This window comes from Schlegelella aquatica, from assembly GCF_026013905.1.
GTDB lineage: Bacteria > Pseudomonadota > Gammaproteobacteria > Burkholderiales > Burkholderiaceae_C > Caldimonas > Caldimonas aquatica.
Window position 1 is genome coordinate 1,248,533 of the sequence record NZ_CP110257.1, and the last position, 19,214, is coordinate 1,267,746.

Annotated in this window: 19 protein-coding genes and 2 tRNA genes; 7 read left to right on the plus strand and 14 right to left on the minus strand. The window is 70.0% G+C overall.

The window, feature by feature from the left end:
• Nucleotides 1-63 precede the first annotated feature (63 nt).
• A complete protein-coding gene (locus OMP39_RS05665; protein WP_264893858.1) occupies nucleotides 64-921 on the plus strand; it encodes an undecaprenyl-diphosphate phosphatase in 858 nt (285 codons plus the stop codon).
• A gap of 16 nt (nucleotides 922-937) precedes the next feature.
• Here the strand turns inward: OMP39_RS05665 and trmB are convergent, their stop codons facing one another.
• From trmB to OMP39_RS05680, 3 genes are all read right to left on the minus strand, one after another.
• Nucleotides 938-1,717, minus strand: a complete 780-nt coding sequence (gene trmB / locus OMP39_RS05670; protein WP_264893859.1) for a tRNA (guanosine(46)-N7)-methyltransferase TrmB — start codon at nucleotides 1,715-1,717, stop codon at nucleotides 938-940.
• Nucleotides 1,714-2,967: a polyamine aminopropyltransferase gene (gene speE / locus OMP39_RS05675; protein WP_264893860.1), complete on the minus strand. Its 1,254-nt coding sequence runs from the start codon at nucleotides 2,965-2,967 to the stop codon at nucleotides 1,714-1,716. The genes trmB and speE overlap by 4 nt, the downstream gene beginning before the upstream one ends.
• A gap of 191 nt (nucleotides 2,968-3,158) precedes the next feature.
• Nucleotides 3,159-3,232 (minus strand) — tRNA-Gly (locus OMP39_RS05680).
• A gap of 138 nt (nucleotides 3,233-3,370) precedes the next feature.
• Between OMP39_RS05680 and OMP39_RS05685 the strand changes: the two genes are divergently transcribed.
• Entirely contained in the window at nucleotides 3,371-3,970 is a 600-nt protein-coding gene (locus OMP39_RS05685) for a BON domain-containing protein (RefSeq protein WP_264893861.1), read from the plus strand.
• Nucleotides 3,971-4,043: 73 nt separating this feature from the next.
• On the opposite strand, the gene OMP39_RS05690 is transcribed toward OMP39_RS05685, so the two are convergent.
• Both OMP39_RS05690 and OMP39_RS05695 read right to left on the minus strand, forming a co-directional pair.
• On the minus strand, nucleotides 4,044-4,736 hold the full coding sequence (locus OMP39_RS05690; protein WP_264893862.1) for a glutathione S-transferase family protein: 693 nt from the start codon (nucleotides 4,734-4,736) through the stop codon (nucleotides 4,044-4,046).
• Nucleotides 4,733-5,197: a DoxX family protein gene (locus OMP39_RS05695; RefSeq protein WP_264893863.1), complete on the minus strand. Its 465-nt coding sequence runs from the start codon at nucleotides 5,195-5,197 to the stop codon at nucleotides 4,733-4,735. Before OMP39_RS05695 ends, OMP39_RS05690 begins: the two co-directional genes overlap by 4 nt.
• A 78-nt stretch (nucleotides 5,198-5,275) precedes the next feature.
• On the opposite strand from OMP39_RS05695, the gene OMP39_RS05700 reads away from it, so the two are divergent.
• Nucleotides 5,276-6,160 carry a LysR family transcriptional regulator gene (locus tag OMP39_RS05700; protein WP_264893865.1) on the plus strand — a complete coding sequence of 295 codons (885 nt, stop codon included), beginning with the start codon at nucleotides 5,276-5,278 and terminating at the stop codon, nucleotides 6,158-6,160.
• 107 nt (nucleotides 6,161-6,267) lie between these two features.
• Here the strand turns inward: OMP39_RS05700 and OMP39_RS05705 are convergent.
• Both OMP39_RS05705 and OMP39_RS05710 read right to left on the minus strand, forming a co-directional pair.
• Nucleotides 6,268-6,343: transfer RNA gene (locus OMP39_RS05705), tRNA-Ala, on the minus strand.
• A 125-nt stretch (nucleotides 6,344-6,468) separates the two neighbouring features.
• Nucleotides 6,469-7,425, minus strand: a complete 957-nt coding sequence (locus OMP39_RS05710) for an NAD(P)-dependent oxidoreductase (RefSeq protein WP_425340664.1) — start codon at nucleotides 7,423-7,425, stop codon at nucleotides 6,469-6,471.
• Nucleotides 7,426-7,598: 173 nt separating this feature from the next.
• On the opposite strand from OMP39_RS05710, the gene OMP39_RS05715 reads away from it, so the two are divergent.
• Entirely contained in the window at nucleotides 7,599-8,147 is a 549-nt protein-coding gene (locus tag OMP39_RS05715) for a peroxiredoxin (RefSeq protein ID WP_264893869.1), read from the plus strand.
• 55 nt (nucleotides 8,148-8,202) lie between these two features.
• Here the strand turns inward: OMP39_RS05715 and OMP39_RS05720 are convergent, their stop codons facing one another.
• Both OMP39_RS05720 and OMP39_RS05725 read right to left on the minus strand, forming a co-directional pair.
• Nucleotides 8,203-8,970 (minus strand): pseudouridine synthase, encoded by a 768-nt coding sequence (locus tag OMP39_RS05720; RefSeq protein ID WP_264893872.1) that lies wholly within the window; start codon nucleotides 8,968-8,970, stop codon nucleotides 8,203-8,205.
• On the minus strand, nucleotides 8,967-9,377 hold the full coding sequence (locus OMP39_RS05725; protein WP_264893873.1) for a YchJ family protein: 411 nt from the start codon (nucleotides 9,375-9,377) through the stop codon (nucleotides 8,967-8,969). Before OMP39_RS05725 ends, OMP39_RS05720 begins: the two co-directional genes overlap by 4 nt.
• Before the next feature lie 63 nt (nucleotides 9,378-9,440).
• Between OMP39_RS05725 and yaaA the strand changes: the two genes are divergently transcribed.
• The 3 genes from yaaA to OMP39_RS05740 all read left to right on the plus strand — a co-directional run bounded on the left by yaaA (nucleotide 9,441) and on the right by OMP39_RS05740 (nucleotide 12,199).
• Nucleotides 9,441-10,211: a peroxide stress protein YaaA gene (yaaA, locus tag OMP39_RS05730; RefSeq protein ID WP_264893875.1), complete on the plus strand. Its 771-nt coding sequence runs from the start codon at nucleotides 9,441-9,443 to the stop codon at nucleotides 10,209-10,211.
• Between the two features lie 87 nt (nucleotides 10,212-10,298).
• Nucleotides 10,299-11,168, plus strand: coding sequence for a 2OG-Fe(II) oxygenase (locus tag OMP39_RS05735; protein WP_264893877.1), 870 nt, complete (start codon nucleotides 10,299-10,301; stop codon nucleotides 11,166-11,168).
• Between the two features lie 8 nt (nucleotides 11,169-11,176).
• On the plus strand, nucleotides 11,177-12,199 hold the full coding sequence (locus tag OMP39_RS05740; protein ID WP_264893879.1) for a CaiB/BaiF CoA transferase family protein: 1,023 nt from the start codon (nucleotides 11,177-11,179) through the stop codon (nucleotides 12,197-12,199).
• Between the two features lie 8 nt (nucleotides 12,200-12,207).
• On the opposite strand, the gene OMP39_RS05745 is transcribed toward OMP39_RS05740, so the two are convergent.
• From OMP39_RS05745 to OMP39_RS05765, 5 genes are all read right to left on the minus strand, one after another.
• Nucleotides 12,208-13,677, minus strand: a complete 1,470-nt coding sequence (locus OMP39_RS05745) for a DEAD/DEAH box helicase (protein ID WP_264893881.1) — start codon at nucleotides 13,675-13,677, stop codon at nucleotides 12,208-12,210.
• Nucleotides 13,678-14,003: 326 nt separating this feature from the next.
• Nucleotides 14,004-14,912, minus strand: coding sequence for a DMT family transporter (locus OMP39_RS05750; RefSeq protein ID WP_264893882.1), 909 nt, complete (start codon nucleotides 14,910-14,912; stop codon nucleotides 14,004-14,006).
• Nucleotides 14,913-14,941: 29 nt separating this feature from the next.
• Entirely contained in the window at nucleotides 14,942-16,216 is a 1,275-nt protein-coding gene (locus OMP39_RS05755) for an MgtC/SapB family protein (RefSeq protein WP_264893884.1), read from the minus strand.
• Entirely contained in the window at nucleotides 16,213-17,571 is a 1,359-nt protein-coding gene (locus OMP39_RS05760) for an MBL fold metallo-hydrolase RNA specificity domain-containing protein (RefSeq protein WP_264893886.1), read from the minus strand. Before OMP39_RS05760 ends, OMP39_RS05755 begins: the two co-directional genes overlap by 4 nt.
• A gap of 62 nt (nucleotides 17,572-17,633) precedes the next feature.
• Nucleotides 17,634-19,148: a DEAD/DEAH box helicase gene (locus OMP39_RS05765; protein WP_264893888.1), complete on the minus strand. Its 1,515-nt coding sequence runs from the start codon at nucleotides 19,146-19,148 to the stop codon at nucleotides 17,634-17,636.
• Nucleotides 19,149-19,214: the final 66 nt, after the last annotated feature.

The window sequence follows — 19,214 nt, forward strand, 5'->3', positions numbered from 1 at the left end:
CACACAAGTGCGCCGCGCGTCATCGCTATCATGCCGGGCGCGTTTCGCACCGAAGGGGTGTTCTTGGATATCGAGCTGTTGCTGAAAGCCGCCGTGATGGGCGTGGTCGAAGGGTTGACCGAGTTCCTGCCCATCTCCTCCACCGGTCACCTGATCCTCGCCTCCTCGTTGCTGGGCTTCACCGGCGACAAGATCAAGGTATTCGAAATCGCCATCCAGACAGGCGCGATGCTCGCGGTGATCTGGGAGTACCGCGCGCGCCTGTGGGGTACGGTGCGGGGCCTGGGCCATGACCCGGTCGCCCAGCGATTCGCGCTCAACGTGGTGATCGCCTTCCTGCCTGCAGCCGTGTTCGGCCTGATCTTCGGCTCGCTGATCAAGCAGCACTTGTTCAATCCGGTGGTCGTGGCGGCTGCTTTCATCGTCGGCGGCCTGATCATCTTGTGGGTCGAGCGCCGTCACAAGCGGCTCTACGGCGAGCGCGACCTGCAAGGCCGCCGACATGCGCGAATCGAAACGGTGGACGACATCACGCCTTGGGATGCGCTCAAGGTGGGGCTGGTGCAATGCGCCGCGATGATCCCGGGCACCAGCCGCTCCGGTGCCACCATCATCGGCTCCGTGGTCTTCGGCTTCTCGCGCAAGGCCGCCACCGAGTTCAGCTTCTACCTCGGCATCCCGACGTTGGTGGGGGCGGGGGTGTACTCGCTGTGGAAGCAACGCGGGCTGCTGGAATGGTCGGACCTTCCCATGTTCTCGGTCGGGCTGCTGTTCGCCTTCGTGAGCGCATGGCTGTGCATCCGCTGGCTGATCCGCTACGTCTCCACGCACGACTTCACCATCTTCGCGTGGTATCGCATCGTGTTCGGTGCGGTGGTGTTGCTCACCGCCTGGACGGGCTGGGTGGCGTGGCGCGCCTGAAGCGCGCCATGGCGCGTCAACGCTTGCGGAAGACCAGATCCCACACCCCGTGGCCGAGCTTCAGGCCCCGGTTCTCGAACTTGGTGAGGGGACGGTACTCCGGGCGGGGCGCGTAGCCCTCGGCCGTGTTCTCGAGCAGCGGCTCGGCCGACAGTACGTCGAGCATCTGTTCGGCATAGGGCTGCCAATCGGTCGCGCAGTGGATGTAGCCGCCCGGCGCCAAGCGGCTCGCCACGAGTGCGACGAAGGGGGGCTGGATCAGCCGCCGCTTGTGGTGCCGCTTCTTGTGCCACGGGTCGGGGAAGAAGATGTGCACGCCGGCGAGCGAGCCGGGTGCCACCATCTGTTCCAGCACCTCCACCGCGTCGTGACGGATGATGCGCACGTTCGACAACCCCCGCTCGCCGATGCGCTTGAGCAGGGCGCCGACGCCCGGCTCGTGCACCTCGCAGCCGATGAAGTCGTCCTCGGGGCGGCGGGCCGCGATCTCCGCCGTCGCTTCGCCCATTCCGAAGCCGATCTCGAGGATGGTGGGCGCGCTGCGCCCGAAAAGCGCCACGGGATCGAGCAGCCGGCCCGGCTCGTAGGGCACCAGGAACCGGGGCCCCAGCGTCTCGATGGCGCGGGCCTGGCCCTCGGTGGTGCGGCCTGCGCGCATCACATAGCTGCGAACCGAGCGGGGATGGGGGACGCCGGCCGGGACGCCGGCCGCTGCCGGCACCTGTGCGCCATCCTGCGGGCGCCCCGCGCCCGAGACGTCCTCGCTGCCCTGCGGCTGGTGCCCGGAGCCGCTCATCCTTGCACCAGCTCGCGGTAGTAGTTGGGCAGGGCGAAGAGGGCGCGGTGCACGTCGCCGTTGTAGTACTTCAGGTCGCGGATGCCGCGGCTCGCCAGGCGCCGCTCGACTTCTGCCGGTTCGAGCGAGAGCGGGTCCAGCGCGTCGGACGCGCAGGCCATGCCCCAGTACGTGCCGTACAGCGGCACGTACAGACCGAAGGGCCGCACGATCGAGAACACGCTCGTGAGCGAGGAGGTCAGTTGCTGCACGCGAGCGGGTGTGAAGATGGGCGAGCTGATGTGCAAGGTGATCGCCCCGCCCGGACGCAGGAGCTGCTTGACTTGCGCGAAGAACTCTCGCGTGTACAGCTGCTGCGCCGGCGTGTCCGGGTCGGTGAGGTCCAGGACGATCAGGTCGAAACGCTCGCCGTCCGCCCGCGCGGCCTGCTCGGCCACGAACTGCGCTCCGTCGCCGAGGCGCAGCGCCACACGCGGGTCGTCGAGGGCCCCCTGGTGGATCGACTGCAGGTGCTTGCGCGACATCTCCACCACGTCGCCATCGAGTTCGGCGAGCACGAGCCTGCCGACCGAGGGGTGCTTGAGCATTTCCTCCGCCGTGCCGCCGTCTCCGCCGCCGACGACCAGCACCGAGCGCGGCTGCTCATGCGTGATCGCGGCCACGTGCACCATGGGCTCGTGGTAGAAGAACTCGTCGCGCTCCGAGGTCATGTAGCGGCCGTCCAGCCGCAGCAGGCGGCCCCACTGGGGCGTCTCGAACACCTCGAGCTGCTGGTAGCGGGTGCGCATCGTCTCGAGCCGGCGCGCAGCCTGGAAGCCGAAGGCGCTGTGGTCGTTGAGCCACTCGAGCAGCAGTTCGTCCGAACGCGTCTCAGGGTCCTTGGAGCCGCGCAAGATGCGGTTGGTGATGCGCTGCGCCGGGGCGAAGGTCGACATCAAGTCGTTGAGCAGCCGCTCGGCCTTCGAGGAGTTGTCGGTCGAGAAGTTGCACACGTAGACGTCCAGCGTCACGCCGGCGCGCTCCGGCCAGGTGTGCACGGCCAGATGCGACTCCGCCAGCAGCACGGCCCCGGTCACGCCGCCGGGCTGGCCCTGCCATTCGGGAAACGTGTGGTACTTCTCGTCGACCAGCGTGAGCCCGGACGCCTGCACGGCGCTGCGGCACACATCCGCCAGCGTCGCGGCATCGGTCATCAATGCCGCCTCGCACTGGCATCCATACAGATCAGCGGTGAGGTGCAATCCCTGCATACGACCCCCTTGTCCTCGGCTTCCTCGCCCCGACCCCTTGGCGTGACGGCGCACGCCCGTGCGGGACCCTGGAAAGGTGGCGGTGCCCTTGCGGCACCAAAAAACGCAAGATTTTACCGAACGGTGGGCGCCGGCCGGCGCGGCGGGGCCACAGGCAAAACAAAGGGCCGCTGAAGTGCGGCCCTGGGATCTGGAGCGGGTGATGGGAATCGAACCCACGCTATCGGCTTGGGAAGCCGAAGTTCTACCATTGAACTACACCCGCGTCGTTCCGCATTCTAGCGCGCCTGCGGCCGATCTTCACGCCCCGGCGGCCCGGCACGTCCGTTGCCGCGAAAGGGGTAGACAAGCCAGCGACCGGGCGGCCCCACCCGCCCGTGAAGGAACGGAAAGGAGAACGGTGATGCGAAATCTGACGTCGACCCTCCTCGGAGTCGCCGCAGGGGCTGCCGCGATGTACTACCTGGACCCGGAGATGGGACGCCGGCGGCGTGCGATGGTGCGCGACAAGTTCGTCTCGGCGTCGCACGACCTGGGCGACCTCGCCGAGGCCCGCAGCAAGCGACTGGGCGACCGGCTGAAGGGTTGGATCGCCCACACGCGCTCGCAACTCACCGGCACTGCGCGGCCCCACAGCGATGCACAGCTGTGCGAGCGCATCCGGGCTCAGTTGGGCCGCCTGGTCACGCACCCCGGTGCGATCCACGTGGACGCGACCGAGGGACGCGTGTGTCTGCGCGGCCACGTGTTGCAGCACGAAGTCGACGGGCTCCTGTCGGCCGTGTCCGCGATGCAAGGGGTGCACGCGGTGGACAACCAACTCTCGGTGCACGCATCCCCGCAGGGGATTCCCGAGTTGCAGGGGACGCACCGCCTCCAGGGCGAACCGGCGCGGCACCGCCCCGTCTTGCCGATGATCGCGCTGGCCGCACCCGTCGCGGTGGCTTGGCTCGCGGCACGCCGAGGCGCGCAACACGCGCGCTCGCACGTCCACGGGATGTGACAGGCGCCGAAGACGTCGAGACCTGGCGGCAGCAACTCGTTGGAACGGCTGCCGCCTGCGCCGCGGCCCTGGCTCACGCTGGACCGCACTGGCGCGAAAGCTGCCCGCGCAGGCGGCGCGCGAGAGCGCTCTGGCGTGCCAGCAGAAAGCCGCGCAGCAGCTCGGGATAGTCCGCTCGAACGGCATCCGCCACCGAAGGCCGGTTCGCCAGCGCCGAGCGCCACTGCGCCACCCTGGGCAGTCCCCTCCAGAAGCCGAAGTCGGCGATGGAATCGAAGACGTCGAAGTAGCGGAACACCGGCCCGAACACCGCGTCGACGATGCTGAAAGCCTGTCCCGCAAAGTAGGGCCCCGATCCCAAGGCCTCCTCGAGCCGTTCGAGCCGAGCGCGGATCTCGCCCGCACGCCCCGCCAGGGCGGCCTCGTCCGCCGCGTTGTAGAACGCGCCGATCACGTTCAGCAGGGCCGAGCCGAACTCGACCCAGGAACGGTGCCGCGCCCGCTCCAGCGCGCTCAGCGGGTGCAGCCGGGGCCGAGCGGTTTCATCGAGGTATTCGCAGATCACGGCAGACTCGAAGATCGCCACGTCGCCGACCAGGAGCACGGGTGTCTTGCCCAGCGGCGAGACTTTCAGGAACCAGGACGGCTTGTCCGCGAGGTCGATGTCGCGTCGCTCGAAGGGCACGCCCTTTTCCGCCAGGACGATGGCCGCCCGCTGCACGTAAGGGCACAGTGCATGCGAGACCAGAACGAGCGGTGCGCTCACTTGGCAAGCCCTCCGGCGCGCGGGGCCTCGCTCACCCGGCTCAGCTCCCGCAGCGGCACGAGCCATTCGCTGCGCTTGATCGCCGCCGCGCCGTCGCCGATCAGCCACAGCGCGATGGATGCGGCGATCAGGAACACCGGGTATTCCCAGCCGCCGCCCGGGCTCGTGTGAACCCAGCCGTTGGGCAGATGCACCCACGCCGCCGCGGCCATCACCGGCACCAGGGCCAGCGCCGCCTGTCGTGCGTACAGACCGAGCACCAGCGCGATGCCGCCCAGCAGTTCCGCCGCGAAGACGGGATAGGCCAAGAAGCCGGGAAAACCGACGCTGGCGAAGAACTGCGCCGTGCCCGGCAGCGTGAACACCAGCAGCTTGAGCAGTGCATGTGCGATCCACATGACACCGAGGCTGACCCGCAGCAGGGCAATGCCGAGCTGTGCGGACGACGAGGAAGGGTTCATGAGCGACTCCGGTTCGTTGAGGAATGGAGGCACTCTAAGATTGCGTCACCGAAACAAAAATAGGCGCAGAGGCAAACGATGGTTGCATCCACGCAATACCAAGTGACTCCCCGCGACCTCGACGTACTGCTCGCGCTGGTGCGCGGCGGCACGCTCGCCAGCGCCGGGGAACGCCTCGGGGTGGACGCTTCCACGGTGTTCCGCTCGCTGCAGCGCATCGAGCGCGGCCTGGGGCGGGCGTTGTTCGAGCGCACGCGTTCCGGCTACGCCCCTGCCGAGCTGGCGCTGGAACTGGCGGGCCATGCCGAGCAGATGGAAGCAGCGCTCGAGGCCGCGCGTTCGTCTGCCGAGTCCACGCCGTCACAGGTTTCGGGCACGGTGCGCATCACCACGACCGACACGGTCTTGCACGGCCTCGTCGCGCCGGCCCTGCGCAGTCTGCGCACCGTGCACCCGCTCTTGGGCTTTGAACTCCACACGGGCAACGAACTGGCGAGCCTGACCCGGCGCGACGCCGACATCGCCGTGCGGGCCACCAAGCGTCCGCCTCAACATCTGGTGGGCAAGCACATCGGGCCCATCCGGGTCGCGCTGTATGCGGCCAAGCGAGGCGGTGTGCGCAAGTTCAGCGACGTGCAGGCCGGCAAGGCCGATTGGATCGCGCCCGACGATGCCCTGCCGGATCATCCGTCGGTCGTCTGGCGCAAACGCCACTTCCCCAAGGTGGTTCCGCGGTACCGCGTGAACAGCATCCTGTCGGTGCTGGAACTCGTGGCGCTGGGGCTGGGCGTCGGCGTCGTGCCGCTGTTTCTTGCCGAGGGGCGCCGCGACGTCGTCCGGCTGAGCGAACCGTTGGCCGAGTGCGAGACCGACCTCTGGCTGCTCACCCACCCCGAATCCCGCCACCTGCGCCGCGTCGGCGCGGTCTACGGGCATCTGGCCAAGACGCTGAACCTGCCGTAGGGCCCGGCCCGCCATCCATGCAGACCGGTCACCGAACCCCACGGGGTGTCGCCGAACCCGGAAACGAAAACGCCCAACCGATAGAGGTTGGGCGTGTGGGATTCTGGTGGTGGAGCGGAGGAGGATCGAACTCCCGACCTTCGCATTGCGAACGCGACGCTCTCCCAGCTGAGCTACCGCCCCAAGAGCCCTCCACTATAGCAGAAATCGGTGTGATGGTGTGGGGCCATAGCGCGAAGGGGTGCGAAGCCGCCTCGATCTCGCTGGCTACCGCTGCTGCCGGGGCACGGCTCTCGTCTGTCGGCGGGTCATCGAAGCGGGCTGTTGCGTCGGGCGAGTTCGCAGAAGAGGGCGCTGTGATCCAGATCGGCAAAGCCATGCTCGCTGGCGCTGGCGTACAGCTGCTCGAACAGTCTCGTGATGGGCGCGTCGATGCCGAGTTCGGCCGCGGTGTCGAGCGCGTTGCGCATGTCCTTGAGCTGCACGGAAAGCGCCGCGCGCTTGGCGAAGTCTTGCTCGACGATGCGTTGGCCGTGCACCTCCAGGATGCGGCTTTCCGCGAAGCCGCCCCGAATGGCCTCGCGCACCTTGGCCATGTCGGCGCCGCCTCGGGCGGCCAGCAGCAAGGCCTCGCTGATCGCGCCGATGGTGATGCCGACGATCATCTGGTTGGCGAGCTTGGCCAGCTGCCCTGCGCCGTGGGGGCCGACGTGCGTGGCGCGGCCCAACGGAGCGAAGAGCGGCCGGGCCCGTTCGAAGTCCTGGGCGGTCCCGCCGGCCATGATGGCGAGGGTGCCCGCTTCGGCGCCGACGGTGCCGCCGGAGACGGGCGCGTCGAGGTGGGCGATGCCGCGCTCGGCCAGCCGCCGCGCGTGTTCACGTGCTTGTGAGGGCTTGATCGAGCTCATGTCGATCACCAGTGCGCCAGGCCGCAGGGCGTCGGCCACGCCGAGGTCGAACAGCACGTGCTCGACGGCCTCGCCGTGCTCGAGCATCGTGATCACCACTTCGGCATCGCGCACCGCGTCGGCCGCGGTGTCGACGACACGCGCGCCGTGGGGGGCGAGCTGTTCGGCTTTGGCGCGCGTGCGGTTCCAGACGGTGAGGGGCCAACCGGCTTCGCGCAGGCGCCGGCCCATGGGCCGGCCCATGAGGCCGGCACCGAGGAGGGTGACTTGCATGGCGACGATCTCCGTGCACGGGGGCTGGGCCGAGTATAGGAAGCGGGAGCACCGAAAGCGAAAGGGCGGCAGGCAGCTCCCCATCTACTGCCGATGACCAGACCGTGCCGTGATGGTTTGAGAGGGATCAAGGCGGCGATGTGCGAGAGGCGACGTCTGGTGCTGCGCATGAGCCGGGGCGACTTATGATCAGCCCGTGGCTCGGCGCACAGCCGCTGGAGCTCGCGCGACGTCACCCCCAGGCACAAGGAGCAGCGATGAAAACCGTGGGCGACCGGCTGGAACCCTTCTCGGTGGTCGGCGTGAAGCCGGGCTTCAACCATCATGAGGAGGGCGGGCATTCCGCTTTCGAGGCGATCACCGAGGAGTCCTTCCCGGGCAAGTGGAAGATCCTCTACTTCTATCCGAAGGACTTCACTTTCGTCTGCCCGACGGAGATCGTCGGCTTCGCGAGGCTGGTGAAGGACTTCGCGGACCGCGACGCGGTGCTGCTGGGCGGCTCGACGGACAACGAGTTCTGCAAGCTGGCCTGGCGCCGGGAGCACAAGGACCTGAATTCGTTGAACCACTACCAGTTCGCCGACACGACCGGGGCGTTGGTCGATCAGCTCGGCGTGCGCGACCGGGAGTCTGGCGTGGCGTTGCGAGCCACCTTCATCATCGACCCGGACAATGTCATTCAGCACGTCTCGGTGAACAACCTCAACGTCGGCCGCTCGCCGGAGGAGATCCTGCGCATCCTCGACGGCCTGCAGACGGACGAGTTGTGTCCGTGCAATCGCAGCGTGGGCGGCGCCACGCTTTGATCTTCCCTTGAAGGCCCGCGCCCCGCGGGCCTCCTTTCTGCGCCTGCGCGACGGCTCAGCCTCGCAAGGCGTCCTGCATCGTCGGCTCGTCCCAGCTCCATCCTGCCCGGTCGAACAAGGCTTGCCAGTCGTGGCCCAGCGGCGCGACGAGTTCGAGTTCGTGACTCCGGCCCGGGTGGGTCAGGCTCAGACGGTGTGCATGCAGCCACAGACGTTGCAGGCCGAGCTCGGCGGCCCACCAGCGGTTGTGCACGCCCTTGCCGTAGGTGGAGTCGCCGATCAGCGGATGGCCCAGGTGCTTGAAGTGGCGACGGATCTGGTGCTGACGCCCGGTGAGCGGCTCCACGTGCACCAGCGCATACCGGCTGGTGGGGTGCGGCCCGAGGACGACGGGCTCCTCGCGTCGCGCGAGCCGGCGCCAGTGCGTGATGGCGGGCTGGGGCTGGGTCGCACGCCCGCGGTCGTCTCGGGGCGGAGCGGGGTCCAGCCGCCTGAGCGCATGGTCGAGCGTGCCGCTTTCCGGGGGCCAACCGCGCACCAGCGCCAGGTACTGCTTGCGCACGCGGCCCTCTTCGAACTGCAGGCCGAGAGCGCGGGCCACCGGTGCCGTGAAGGCGAACACCAGCACGCCCGAGGTGCCGCGGTCCAGCCGGTGCACCGGGTACACGTAGCGGCCGCAGTGGTCGCGCACCCATTGCAGCGCGGCGGGCTCGTGGGCCGGCATTTCCGGGGAGCGATGCACGGCCAGTCCCGGCGGCTTGCACACGGCGACGAGCCATTCGTCCGCGTAGAGCAGGAGCGGGGTGGAGGGCTCGGGGGTCATGCGCGGATGTCGCCGTCCACGTAGTACCAGCGGCCGTGCTCGCGCACGAAGCGGCTCGTCTCGTGCAGGCGGTGCGCCCGGCCGCCCAGCTTGCTGCGCGCGACGAACTCCACCACCGCACGGTCTTCGCTGGTGACTTCGTGGCGCCGCACCTCGAGCCCCAGCCAGCGCAAGCCGGGCGGGTCGGGCTCGAGTGCGGCGGGGCGCGTGCCGGGGTGCCAGGTGTCGAGCAGGTAGTCGGCAAGGCCCAGCACGTAAGCCGAGTAGCGCGAGCGCATCAGCGCCTCGGCGTCCGGTGCCTGCAGGTGCTCGGCGCCTCGGTGCCAGCGGCCGCAGCACGCTGCATACAGGGCGCCCGAGCCGCAGGGGCAGGGGGTGACGGAGGGGGAGGCCAAAGAGCTTGTCATGAGCTTCGATTCTCGCGCGTGGCTCTGATAACCTTGCGGCCGCCGATTCTTGCCTCGCGCGCCATGCTGTTCCTGCTTTCGCCCGCCAAGACGCTCGACTACGACACGCCTGCGCACGTGCAGGAGCACACGTTGCCGCGCTTCGCGAACGAAGCGGCCGCCCTCGTCGAGATCCTGAGGGGGAAGACACCGCCCGAGATCGCGGGCCTGATGAGCATCAGCGACGCGCTGGCCCAGCTCAACGTGGGCCGCTATGCGGCCTGGAGCCGGGAGTTCACCGCGCGCAACTCCAAGCAGGCGCTGCTGGCTTTCAACGGCGACGTGTACGAAGGCCTGCAAGCGCAGACGCTGGAGGCAGCGCAGCTGCACTGGGCCCAGGAGCACCTGGTGATCCTGAGCGGGCTGTATGGAGCGCTGCGGCCGTTGGACTGGATGCAGCCCTATCGGTTGGAGATGGGCACCCGCCTGGCGACGCCGCGCGGGAAGGATCTCTACGACTACTGGGGCTCGACGATCGCCGAGTACCTCAACGAGCGCCTCACCGCCGATGCGTCGCCGGTGGTGGTGAACCTCGCCTCGCAGGAGTATTTCAAGGCGGTGGACCTGCGCGCGCTCAAGGCGCGGGTGGTGCACTGCGTCTTCGAGGACTGGAAGGGCGGCACCTACAAGATCGTCAGCTTCCACGCGAAGCGGGCGCGCGGGCTGATGGCGCGCTTCGCGATCGAGAGGCAGGCACTGCACCCCGACGAACTCAAGGCCTTCGATCGCGAGGGATACCAGTACGACGAGGCCGCCTCACGGGCCGACCGGCTCGTGTTTCGTCGCAAGCCCTAGCAGGGCCTGGGGCCGTCGCCCGGCCCTTCCCCCGTTTCGGGGTAGCCCTTCCTGACGCAGTGCGGGCCTTCCTGCACAATGGCCGGCATGAGTGTGCAGACCATCACGCCCGAGCTTCGTCAGTGGATCGTGGAACAGGCCACCGCCGGTTGCTCGCCCGATGCCGTGCTCAAGGCCATGCTGGCCAGCGGCTGGCAGGAAGACGTGGCGGTGCAGGCGATGGAGGAGACGCTGGCGACTTACCTCCGCGAGCGAGGCGTCTCGCCCGATGCGGCCGTGGCGGCCGCGGATGTCGATCCGCGGCCCATGCCGGCCCCCGACCTGCGCGATTCGCCCAATGTGCTCTGGGCCGGGGACCGCGAGGTGAGCGTCGTGATGACGATGCAGGAACCGCGGGTCGTCGTCTTCGGGGGGCTCCTGAGCGACGACGAATGCGACGAACTGCGCGCGCTGGCGGAGCCGCGACTCGCGCGGTCGGAGACGGTGCGCACCGACACCGGCGGCAGCGAGGTGAGCGACGCACGCACCAGCGAGGGCATGTTCTTCCAGCGCGCCGAGCACCCTTTGTGCGAGCGCATCGAACGGCGCATCGCGACGCTGCTGCGCTGGCCGATGGACCACGGCGAGGGCCTGCAAGTGCTGCGCTATCGGCCGGGGGCCGAGTACAAGCCGCACTACGACTACTTCGATCCTGCGCAGCCCGGCACGCCGAGCATCCTCAAGCGCGGCGGGCAGCGCGTGGGTACCGTGGTGATGTACCTGAACACACCCGAGCAGGGCGGTGCGACGACCTTTCCCGACGTCAAGCTCGAAGTGGCTCCCGTCAAGGGGAATGCCGTCTTCTTCAGCTACGACCGTCCGCACCCGATGACGCGCACCCTGCACGGCGGGGCGCCCGTGCTCAGGGGCGAGAAGTGGGTGGCGACCAAGTGGCTGCGCGAAGGCCGCTTCGACTGAAAGGGATCATGAGCTTCTACGACGAGCGCGCCCTGGAGGGCGTCAAGGTGCTGGACCTTTCGCGGCTGCTGCCCGGGCCCTTTGCGACCTTGCACTTGCGGCGCATGGGTGCCGACGTGCTCAAGATCGAGGATCCGGGCGCCGGCGACTACGCACGCGAGTTCCTGCGCAGCGAGGCCGAGGTGAGCGCGGGCGAACCGAGCCTTTTCTTCCGGCTGCTGAACGAGGGCAAGCGCTTGCACCGCATCGACCTCGCCCAGCCCTCGGGGCGACAGGAACTGCTCGCCCTCGTGAGAGAGGCCGACGTGCTGGTCGAGGGCTTTCGGCCTGGCGTGATGGACAAGCTGGGTGTGGGCTGGGAGCGGCTGCGGGCCGTGCAGCCCCGGCTCGTGATGTGCTCGATCAGCGGCTATGGCCAGCGCGGCGTGTTCGCGCAGCGGGCGGGGCACGACATCAACTACGTCGGCTATGCCGGCGTGCTGGAGCAGATGGCCACGCGCGAGGGGCGCCCGGTGCTGCCCAACTTCCAGATCGGTGACCTCTTCGGCGGCACGATGGCCGCGGTGGCGGGCATCCTCGCCGCTTTGGTGGCCGCACAGCGCACGGGCGAAGGCAGGCATGTGGACGTGTCGATGACCCATGTCGTGCATGAGCACCACTTCATGGCCTGGCTCGCGGTGCGGCGCGAGGGGCGCGCGCCGGCGCCCGGCGCCGATCTGCTGACCGGCGGCGTGCCGTGCTACCAGCTCTACCGCACGCGGGACGATCGCTGGATGGCGGTGGGCGCGCTGGAGCTGAAGTTCTGGCGCAAGGTCTGCGAAGTGCTGGGCCACCCCGAGTGGGGCGAGCGGCACTGGTCGCTGGGGCAGCCAGTGGGCGGCGAGGACGCTCGCGCCTTGGAGGCCGAGGTGGCGGCGGTCTTTGCCCGGCGCACGCAGGCCGAATGGACGGCGCTGTTCGAGCCGGCCGACTGCTGCGTGAGCCCGGTGCTGCGCATGGACGAGGCCATGCGCCACCCCTTGTTCGCCTGAGCGGGCGGTCAGTCCTCGCGACGCTTGCCGCTGTACGCTTTGCCGGCCGGCCGTCCGGCAAAGGACGGGCGCGCGGGCTTGCCGCCGTAGGCCGGGGCACCGGTGCGAGGGCCGCGCGAGCCTTCGAACGACTTCTCGCCGAACGAGGGGTGGGACGGCTTCTCGCCCCGGGAAGACCAGGTCTTGCCCCCGGACGGTGCGGCGGTGTGGGCCCCGAAGCCCTCGCGGCGACCGGCGTCACGCCGCGGCTTGAAGCCGGCCTTGCCCATGCCGGGCCGCCAGCCGTCGGGCTTCTTGCGCTCGACCGGCGCGGGTGCCTTCGGCTCGAGCCCCGGGATCACGGCCGCCTCGATGCGCTGCGTCGTGAAGCGTTCGATGCGGCGGATCATGCCGGTGTCGCGCCGTTCGGCGAGCGTGATGGCCAAGCCGTCGCGACCGGCCCGGCCGGTGCGGCCGATGCGGTGCACGTAGTCTTCCGCCTTCATCGGCAAGCCGTAGTTGATCACGTGCGTAATGGTGGGCACGTCGATGCCGCGGGCGGCCACGTCGGTGGCGACGAGCACCCGCAACTCGCGCCGACGCAACCCTTGCAGCACGCGGTTGCGGCGGCCCTGCGGCATGCCGCCGTGCAGAGCGGCCACGGCGTGACCCATGTCGGCCAGGCGTTCGGCCAGCCAGTCGGCGTCGCGCTGCGTGCTGGTGAACACCACCGCCTGGTCCAGCTCGCGCTGCGTCAGGATGTGCTCCAGCAGCGAGTTCTTGTGGCTCACGCTGTCGGCCCAGTGCAGCCGCTGCTCGATGTTGGTGTGCGTGTCGGTGTGCGACGCGACTTCGATGCGCTGCGGATCGCGGGTGAGACGCGCCGCCAGCCCGCCGACGTGGCCCGCGAAGGTCGCGCTGAACATCAACGTCTGCCGCTCGGCGGGCAGCGCCTCGGCGATGGCATGGATGTCGTCGATGAAACCCATATCCAACATACGGTCGGCCTCGTCGAGGACGAGCACCTGCACCTGCGACAGCACGGCAGCGCCGCTGCCGAGGTGGTCGAGCAGGCGCCCGGGGGTCGCGATCAGCACGTCCAGCGGGCCGCGCAGGGCCTTGAGCTGTGCGCCGTAGGGCACGCCGCCCACGACCGTCGCCACGCGCAGCCCGGGGATGTGTCGGCCGTAGGTCATGCACGCCTTGGAGACTTGGATCGCCAGCTCGCGGGTGGGAGCCAGCACCACCACGCGCGGGCCCGCCGTGCGCCGTCGTGGCGCGGCTTCGCCCGCCTGCTGACGGGCCGCCAGCACGCCTTGCAGTGCGGGCAGCACGAAGGCCGCCGTCTTGCCGCTGCCGGTGGAGGAGGAAACGAGCAGGTCGCGGCCTTCCAGCGCTGCCGGGATGGCGCGGGACTGCACGTCGGTGGGCTCGCCGTAGCCTGCATCGGCCACGGCCTTGAGCAGGGCGGGCGCAAGGCCCAGGGTGTCGAAACTCATGAACAGCTCTTTCAAGCAAGGGCGCCGCGATGCGCGCGAACGCCTGCACACGGCACCGACGCCGTGTCGCACGTCAACAAGTCGCAAATCGGGAGGTGATCGCCGCAAGCGATCGGCCTCGAGTCGGTGTGTTGCGACGGCATCGCCGCCAACCGGAACTCAAGGCGCCAGAAGAAGCACTGACGTGCCGCGCTTGGAAAGGTCAGAGGGGATGAACGACAACGCCGCACAGCGTGCGGCGAAGACATCCATTATGCCTGAGGATCGCGGGCCGTGCCAAAGGCCGTGCCGGCGCACGGTCGGGGCACTGGCAATCCGCAGCGCGATCAGGCGCTGGCCGTGCGGCCCGAGGAGGCGGAGGCGGGCGCGAAGGCGAGCAACAGTGCGCCGGCCAACACCAGCGCGCCGCCGACGAACTGCATCGGCGCGAGCCGTTCGGCGAGGAACAGCGCGGCCAGGAGCACGGTGAGCACCGGCTCCAGCGTGGAGATGAGCGCCGTGCGGGAGGCCCCGAGGTGCTTGAGCCCGACGACGAAGAGGCCGACGGCCAGCACGGTGGAGACGAGGGCGATCGCCAGCACGGCCGCCCAGCCCGAGACGCTGTGGGCGAAGCGCGCAGGCTCGCCCAACGCGAAGCGCACGGCGACGATGACGACGAGGCCCGCCGCGGCACTCGCGAGGATCACGGTCGTGGAGGCCATCGGTTCCAGGCCTCGGGTTGCCCGGCTGCCACCCACGATGTAGACCGAGTACACGAGGGCTGCCCCGATGGCCAACGCCACGCCTCGCGGGTCGAGCGCGCTGGAGCCGAGGTCGCCCGGGCCCAGCGTGAGTGCGGTGCCCACCGAGCACACGGCGAGCGCCACGAGTTTGCGCGGCGTGAGCGCCTCCTGGCCGAGGAGCCACGCCAGCAGGACGACGAAGATCGGGTACAGGTACAGCAGCAGTGCGACCATGCCGGCCGGGATGTAGCGCAACGCGGTGAAGAAGCAGAACGACTGCGCCACGTAGCCCAGACCCATGAGCGCGAGGCCCGGCCAGCGGTGCGCGGGCGGCAGGCGTTCGCCGCGCCAGCGCAACAACCACCACAGCACGGCGGCGGCGATGACGAAGCGCGGCATCAGGACGCCGTAGACGTCCACGCCGTCGGCATAGGCGTAGCGGGCGAAGATCGCCATCGCGCCGAAGCCGGCGGCCGACAGGGCGACGAGGGCAGAGGCAAGCAGGGGATTCATCGCGACGCTCGGTGGGGACGAGCGCGCCACTATGCCAAAGCCTGCAGCCTTGCGCTGAACCCCGCGACGAGCCAGGCGAGCCCGGTGCCTGCGAAGAGGCCCGCGCTCACCCGCCACCCATAACGCCAGCCTCCCGCGGCGTGCGCGATGACGGCACGCGTGACGGTATTGACCGTCACCGCCAGCAGCGCGCCTTGCACCAGCGCGGCGGCGTCGATGCGCCCGCCCGCGAAGAGCGCGCCGACCGACGCCACGGCGGCGTGGGCGTCCACCGCGGCGCCGATCAGGAGCCCGGCGTACAGGCCCGTATCGCCGTGGCGTGCCTGGGCCCAGGAGACGGCGAGCGCGACGCCCGAGAGGACCGCCGCGACGATCGCGGCCTCTCGCAGACGCAACGCGCGCACCGGGGTGTCGACGGGGATCGGCTCCGGGGACAGGCCCCTTGCCGCCACCGAGACGGCCCCGGCCGCGGCGAGGGCGCCCGCGACACCAGCCGCGGCGCAGGGGGCGAGCCACTGCACGGCCTCGGCCCTGAGGGCGGCCACGATGGCCATCAGCTGCAGCCAGGTGGCGGCGCTGGACAGCAGCGCGGCCGCCGCCAGCGGCGCAACCGCCTGCGGATGCCGGCGGGCGTGTGCGCCCAGCGTGGCGACCATGGCACTGCTGGAGACGAAGCCGCCGAAGAAGCCGGTCGCCGCCCATCCGGCGCGGGCGCCGAGGGCCCGCGTGGCGAGGTGACCGGCGGCTTGCAGGGCCAGGATCAGCACGGCGAGCGTCGCCAGGGTGCGCAAGTCGAGCCCGCCGAGCCACGGCTGCGGCCCGCCGGGCACCAGCGGCAAGCCGATGAGGGCCAGCGCGGCCAGCAAGACCAGGTCGAGCATCTCGCGCTCGCTGAGCCATTGCTGCGACAGCCGATGCAACGGGGCGCGCCACGCGAGCAGGGCCGCCAGCCCCGCCCCGCACGCCGCCCCCAGGGCGGGCGAGGCCACCGAAAGGGCGCCGATCAGATAGATCGCCAGCAGGGCCAGCTCGGTCGTCAAACCCGGGTCCTGCGAGCGGCTCTTCCAGTAGGCCACCGTGCACAGCCCCCCGACCGTGAGCGCCCCCGCGGCGACAAGGAGCGGGGCCTGCTGCAATTGAGCGATCGCCCCCATCGACCCGGCCAGCGCGAAGCTGCGGATGCCGGCGGGCTGGCGGTCCGGGCCCTGGCCCTTGCGGCGCTCGCGCTCGATGCCCACCAGCAGTCCGCAGCCCAGGGCCACGGCCAGGCCGGTCCACCCGGCGCTGTCGAGCCCCACGCTCACAGCGCGACGGTCGACCCGTGCTCGGGCACGTGTGCGCGCCAGCCGAGCTCGTCCTGGATGCGGCCGCGCAACGCGTCGGAGGCCCCCGGCTCGCCGTGGACCACGTACACCTTCGACGGCGCGCGGTCGAAGCTGCGCAGCCAGGCGATCACCTCGTCGGCGTCGGCATGGCCCGAGAAGCCCTCGAGCTGGGTGATGCGGGCCCGCACGGGCCAGTATTCGCCGTGGATCTTGACGTCGCGGGCGCCGCCGACCAGCTTGGCCCCTCGCGTGCCGGGGACCTGGAAGCCCGGGAACACGATGTGATGCCGCTCGTCTCCCAGCATGGCCTTGAGGTGGTGCAAGACGCGCCCCCCGGTGGCCATGCCGCTGGCCGCGAGCACCACGGCCGGGTAGGCCGATCGCGTGACGTGGGCCGACTGTTCCGCCGTCTCGACGAAGGTCACGCCCTCGCACATCGCGTCGATCTCCTCGGCCGGCACGCGCATCAGCGACCGATGCTTGGCATAGACCCGGGTGGCCTCGCTGGCCATCGGGCTGTCGAGGTAGACGGGCAGCTGGCGGGGGATCTCGCCGGCCTGCTTGAGCCGGTGGAGCACGAGCATCAAGGCTTGGGCGCGGCCTACGGCGAAGGTGGGCAAGAGCACCTTGCCGCCACGTTGCACCGTCTCGCGCACGATGCGGGCCAGTTCGGCCGCAACGTCCTGGGCCGGATGGAGGCGGTCGCCATAGGTGGACTCGACCAGCAGCACGTCGGCGTGCCGCACGGCCGACGGCGGCGGCATCAGCATGTCCTCGGCACGGCCGAGATCGCCGGAGAAGAGGACGGTGCGTCCGTGCACGGTGACCCGCACGATCGCCGCACCGAGCAGGTGCCCCGCGGGCAGCAGTTCGCAGTGGACATGGCCGTTCAGCGGCTGCGTGCGTCCGAAGGGCAGGGGCTTCAGGTGCCCCAGCGCCCGGTGCGCATCGCGCGTCGTGTACAGCGGCAAGGCCGGGTGATGCTTGGAGTAGCGGTGCTCGTTGGCGTGCTGAGCGTCTTCTTCCTGGAGCTTGGCGCTGTCGAGCAGCATCAACTGCGCCAGGTCGCAGGTGGCGGGGGTGGCATAGACCGGCCCCCGAAAGCCGTGCTTGACCAGCGCCGGCAGGTAGCCGCTGTGGTCCAGGTGCGCGTGGCTGAGCACCACGGCATCGATGTCGCGCGGCTCCACGGGCAAGCGGGCCCAGTTGCGCTCGCGCAGGTGCTTGAAGCCCTGGTACAGCCCGCAATCCAGCAGGATGCGGTGCTCGCCGGTGTCGAGCAGATGCTTGGAGCCGGTGACGGAATCCGCCGCGCCGAGGAACGTGAGTTTCATGCCTTGCCTTTCGTCGGCAGCATGCTACGACGCCCGCGCGGCGCTGCGAACCCGTCGTTGTTTCAACGGCGCGGCGGCTTGACGCTCGTCAAGGCGGCTTGCTGGCCGCTGCGGGCCGGGCGGGCCGGCGCCGGCTCCCGGGGGGCGCTGCTTCGCGCAGCCCCGTGAGCATGCGCCGCCCGCGTGCCGGCCCCTGCGGGGGGCGGCTCGTGGGAGCGCGGGCCCTGCGGGCGCCCGTGGCCGTCGTTGCGGGCCGACGGCCGGGGCGGCTCGGCGCGCGCAGCGCCTCCTTCGCGTCGGCTGGGGGCGGGAGCGCTGCGGCCTGCGCGGCCGCCACGGTCGCGCGGCTCGTGCGCGGTGCGGGCACCCTCACGCTTGAGGCCGCCGTGCAAAGTCATGCGGCCCAGCTTGATCGGCTCGGGCTTGGCGTTCGGGTCGGGCTCGAATCCGGGCACCGTCTCGCGTGGAATCTGGCGCTTGATGAGCTTCTCGATGTCGTGCAGAAAGCCTTCCTCGTCCACGCAGACGAGCGAGATCGCCTCTCCCTGGGCCCCCGCGCGGCCGGTGCGGCCGATGCGGTGCACGTAGTCTTCCGGCACGTTGGGCAGCTCGAAGTTCACCACGTGCGGCAGTTGGTCGATGTCGATGCCGCGCGCGGCAATGTCGGTCGCCACCAGCACCTGCAACTCTCCGCTCTTGAACTCAGCCAGGGCGCGCGTGCGGGCCCCTTGGCTCTTGTTGCCGTGGATGGCCATCGCGGTGATGCCTTCCTTCTGCAGGAACTCGACCAGCCGGTTGGCGCCGTGCTTCATGCGCGTGAACACCAGCACCTGGTGCCAGTTCTCGCGCTTGATGAGGTGGGCGAGCAACTCCTTCTTGCGGTCGCGGTCCACCGGGTGGACCCTTTGCGCGACCGTCTCGGCGGTCGTGTTGCGGCGGGCCACCTCGATCACCTGCGGCTTGTTGAGCAGCCGCTCGGCCAGCGCCTTGATCTCGTCGGAGAACGTGGCCGAGAACAGCAGGCTCTGCTTGTGCGGCGGCACGATCGCGAGGATCTTGCGGATGTCGTGGATGAAGCCCATGTCGAGCATGCGGTCGGCCTCGTCCAGCACGAAGTACTGCACGTGGCGCATGTCCAGCGTGCCCTGCTGGTGGTGGTCGAGCAGGCGGCCGGGCGTGGCCACCAGGATGTCCACGCCACGGCGCAGTGCGTCGATCTGCGGCTGCATGCCGACGCCGCCGAACATCACCATGCTCTTGAGAGGCAGGTACTTGCCGTAGGTGCGCACGCTTTCCTCGACCTGCGCGGCGAGTTCACGCGTCGGGGTGAGGATCAATGCGCGGATCGCGACGCGGCCCTTGGCGTCGCGCACCGGCTTCTCGGCCGCGAGCCGGTGCAGCAGCGGCAGCGTGAAGCCTGCCGTCTTGCCGGTACCGGTCCGGGCGCCGGCCAGGAGGTCGCCGCCTGCGAGCACGGCGGGGATGGCCTGACGCTGAATGGGGGTGGGGGTTTCGTAGCCTTGCTCACGCACGGCACGCACGAGGGGCTCGGCGAGGCCGAGTTCTGCAAACGTCATTGCTTGGATTTCTCGCCCCCGGACGGGGGCACGGATCGGCCTGTTGCCTCTCGCCGAGCGAGGGCA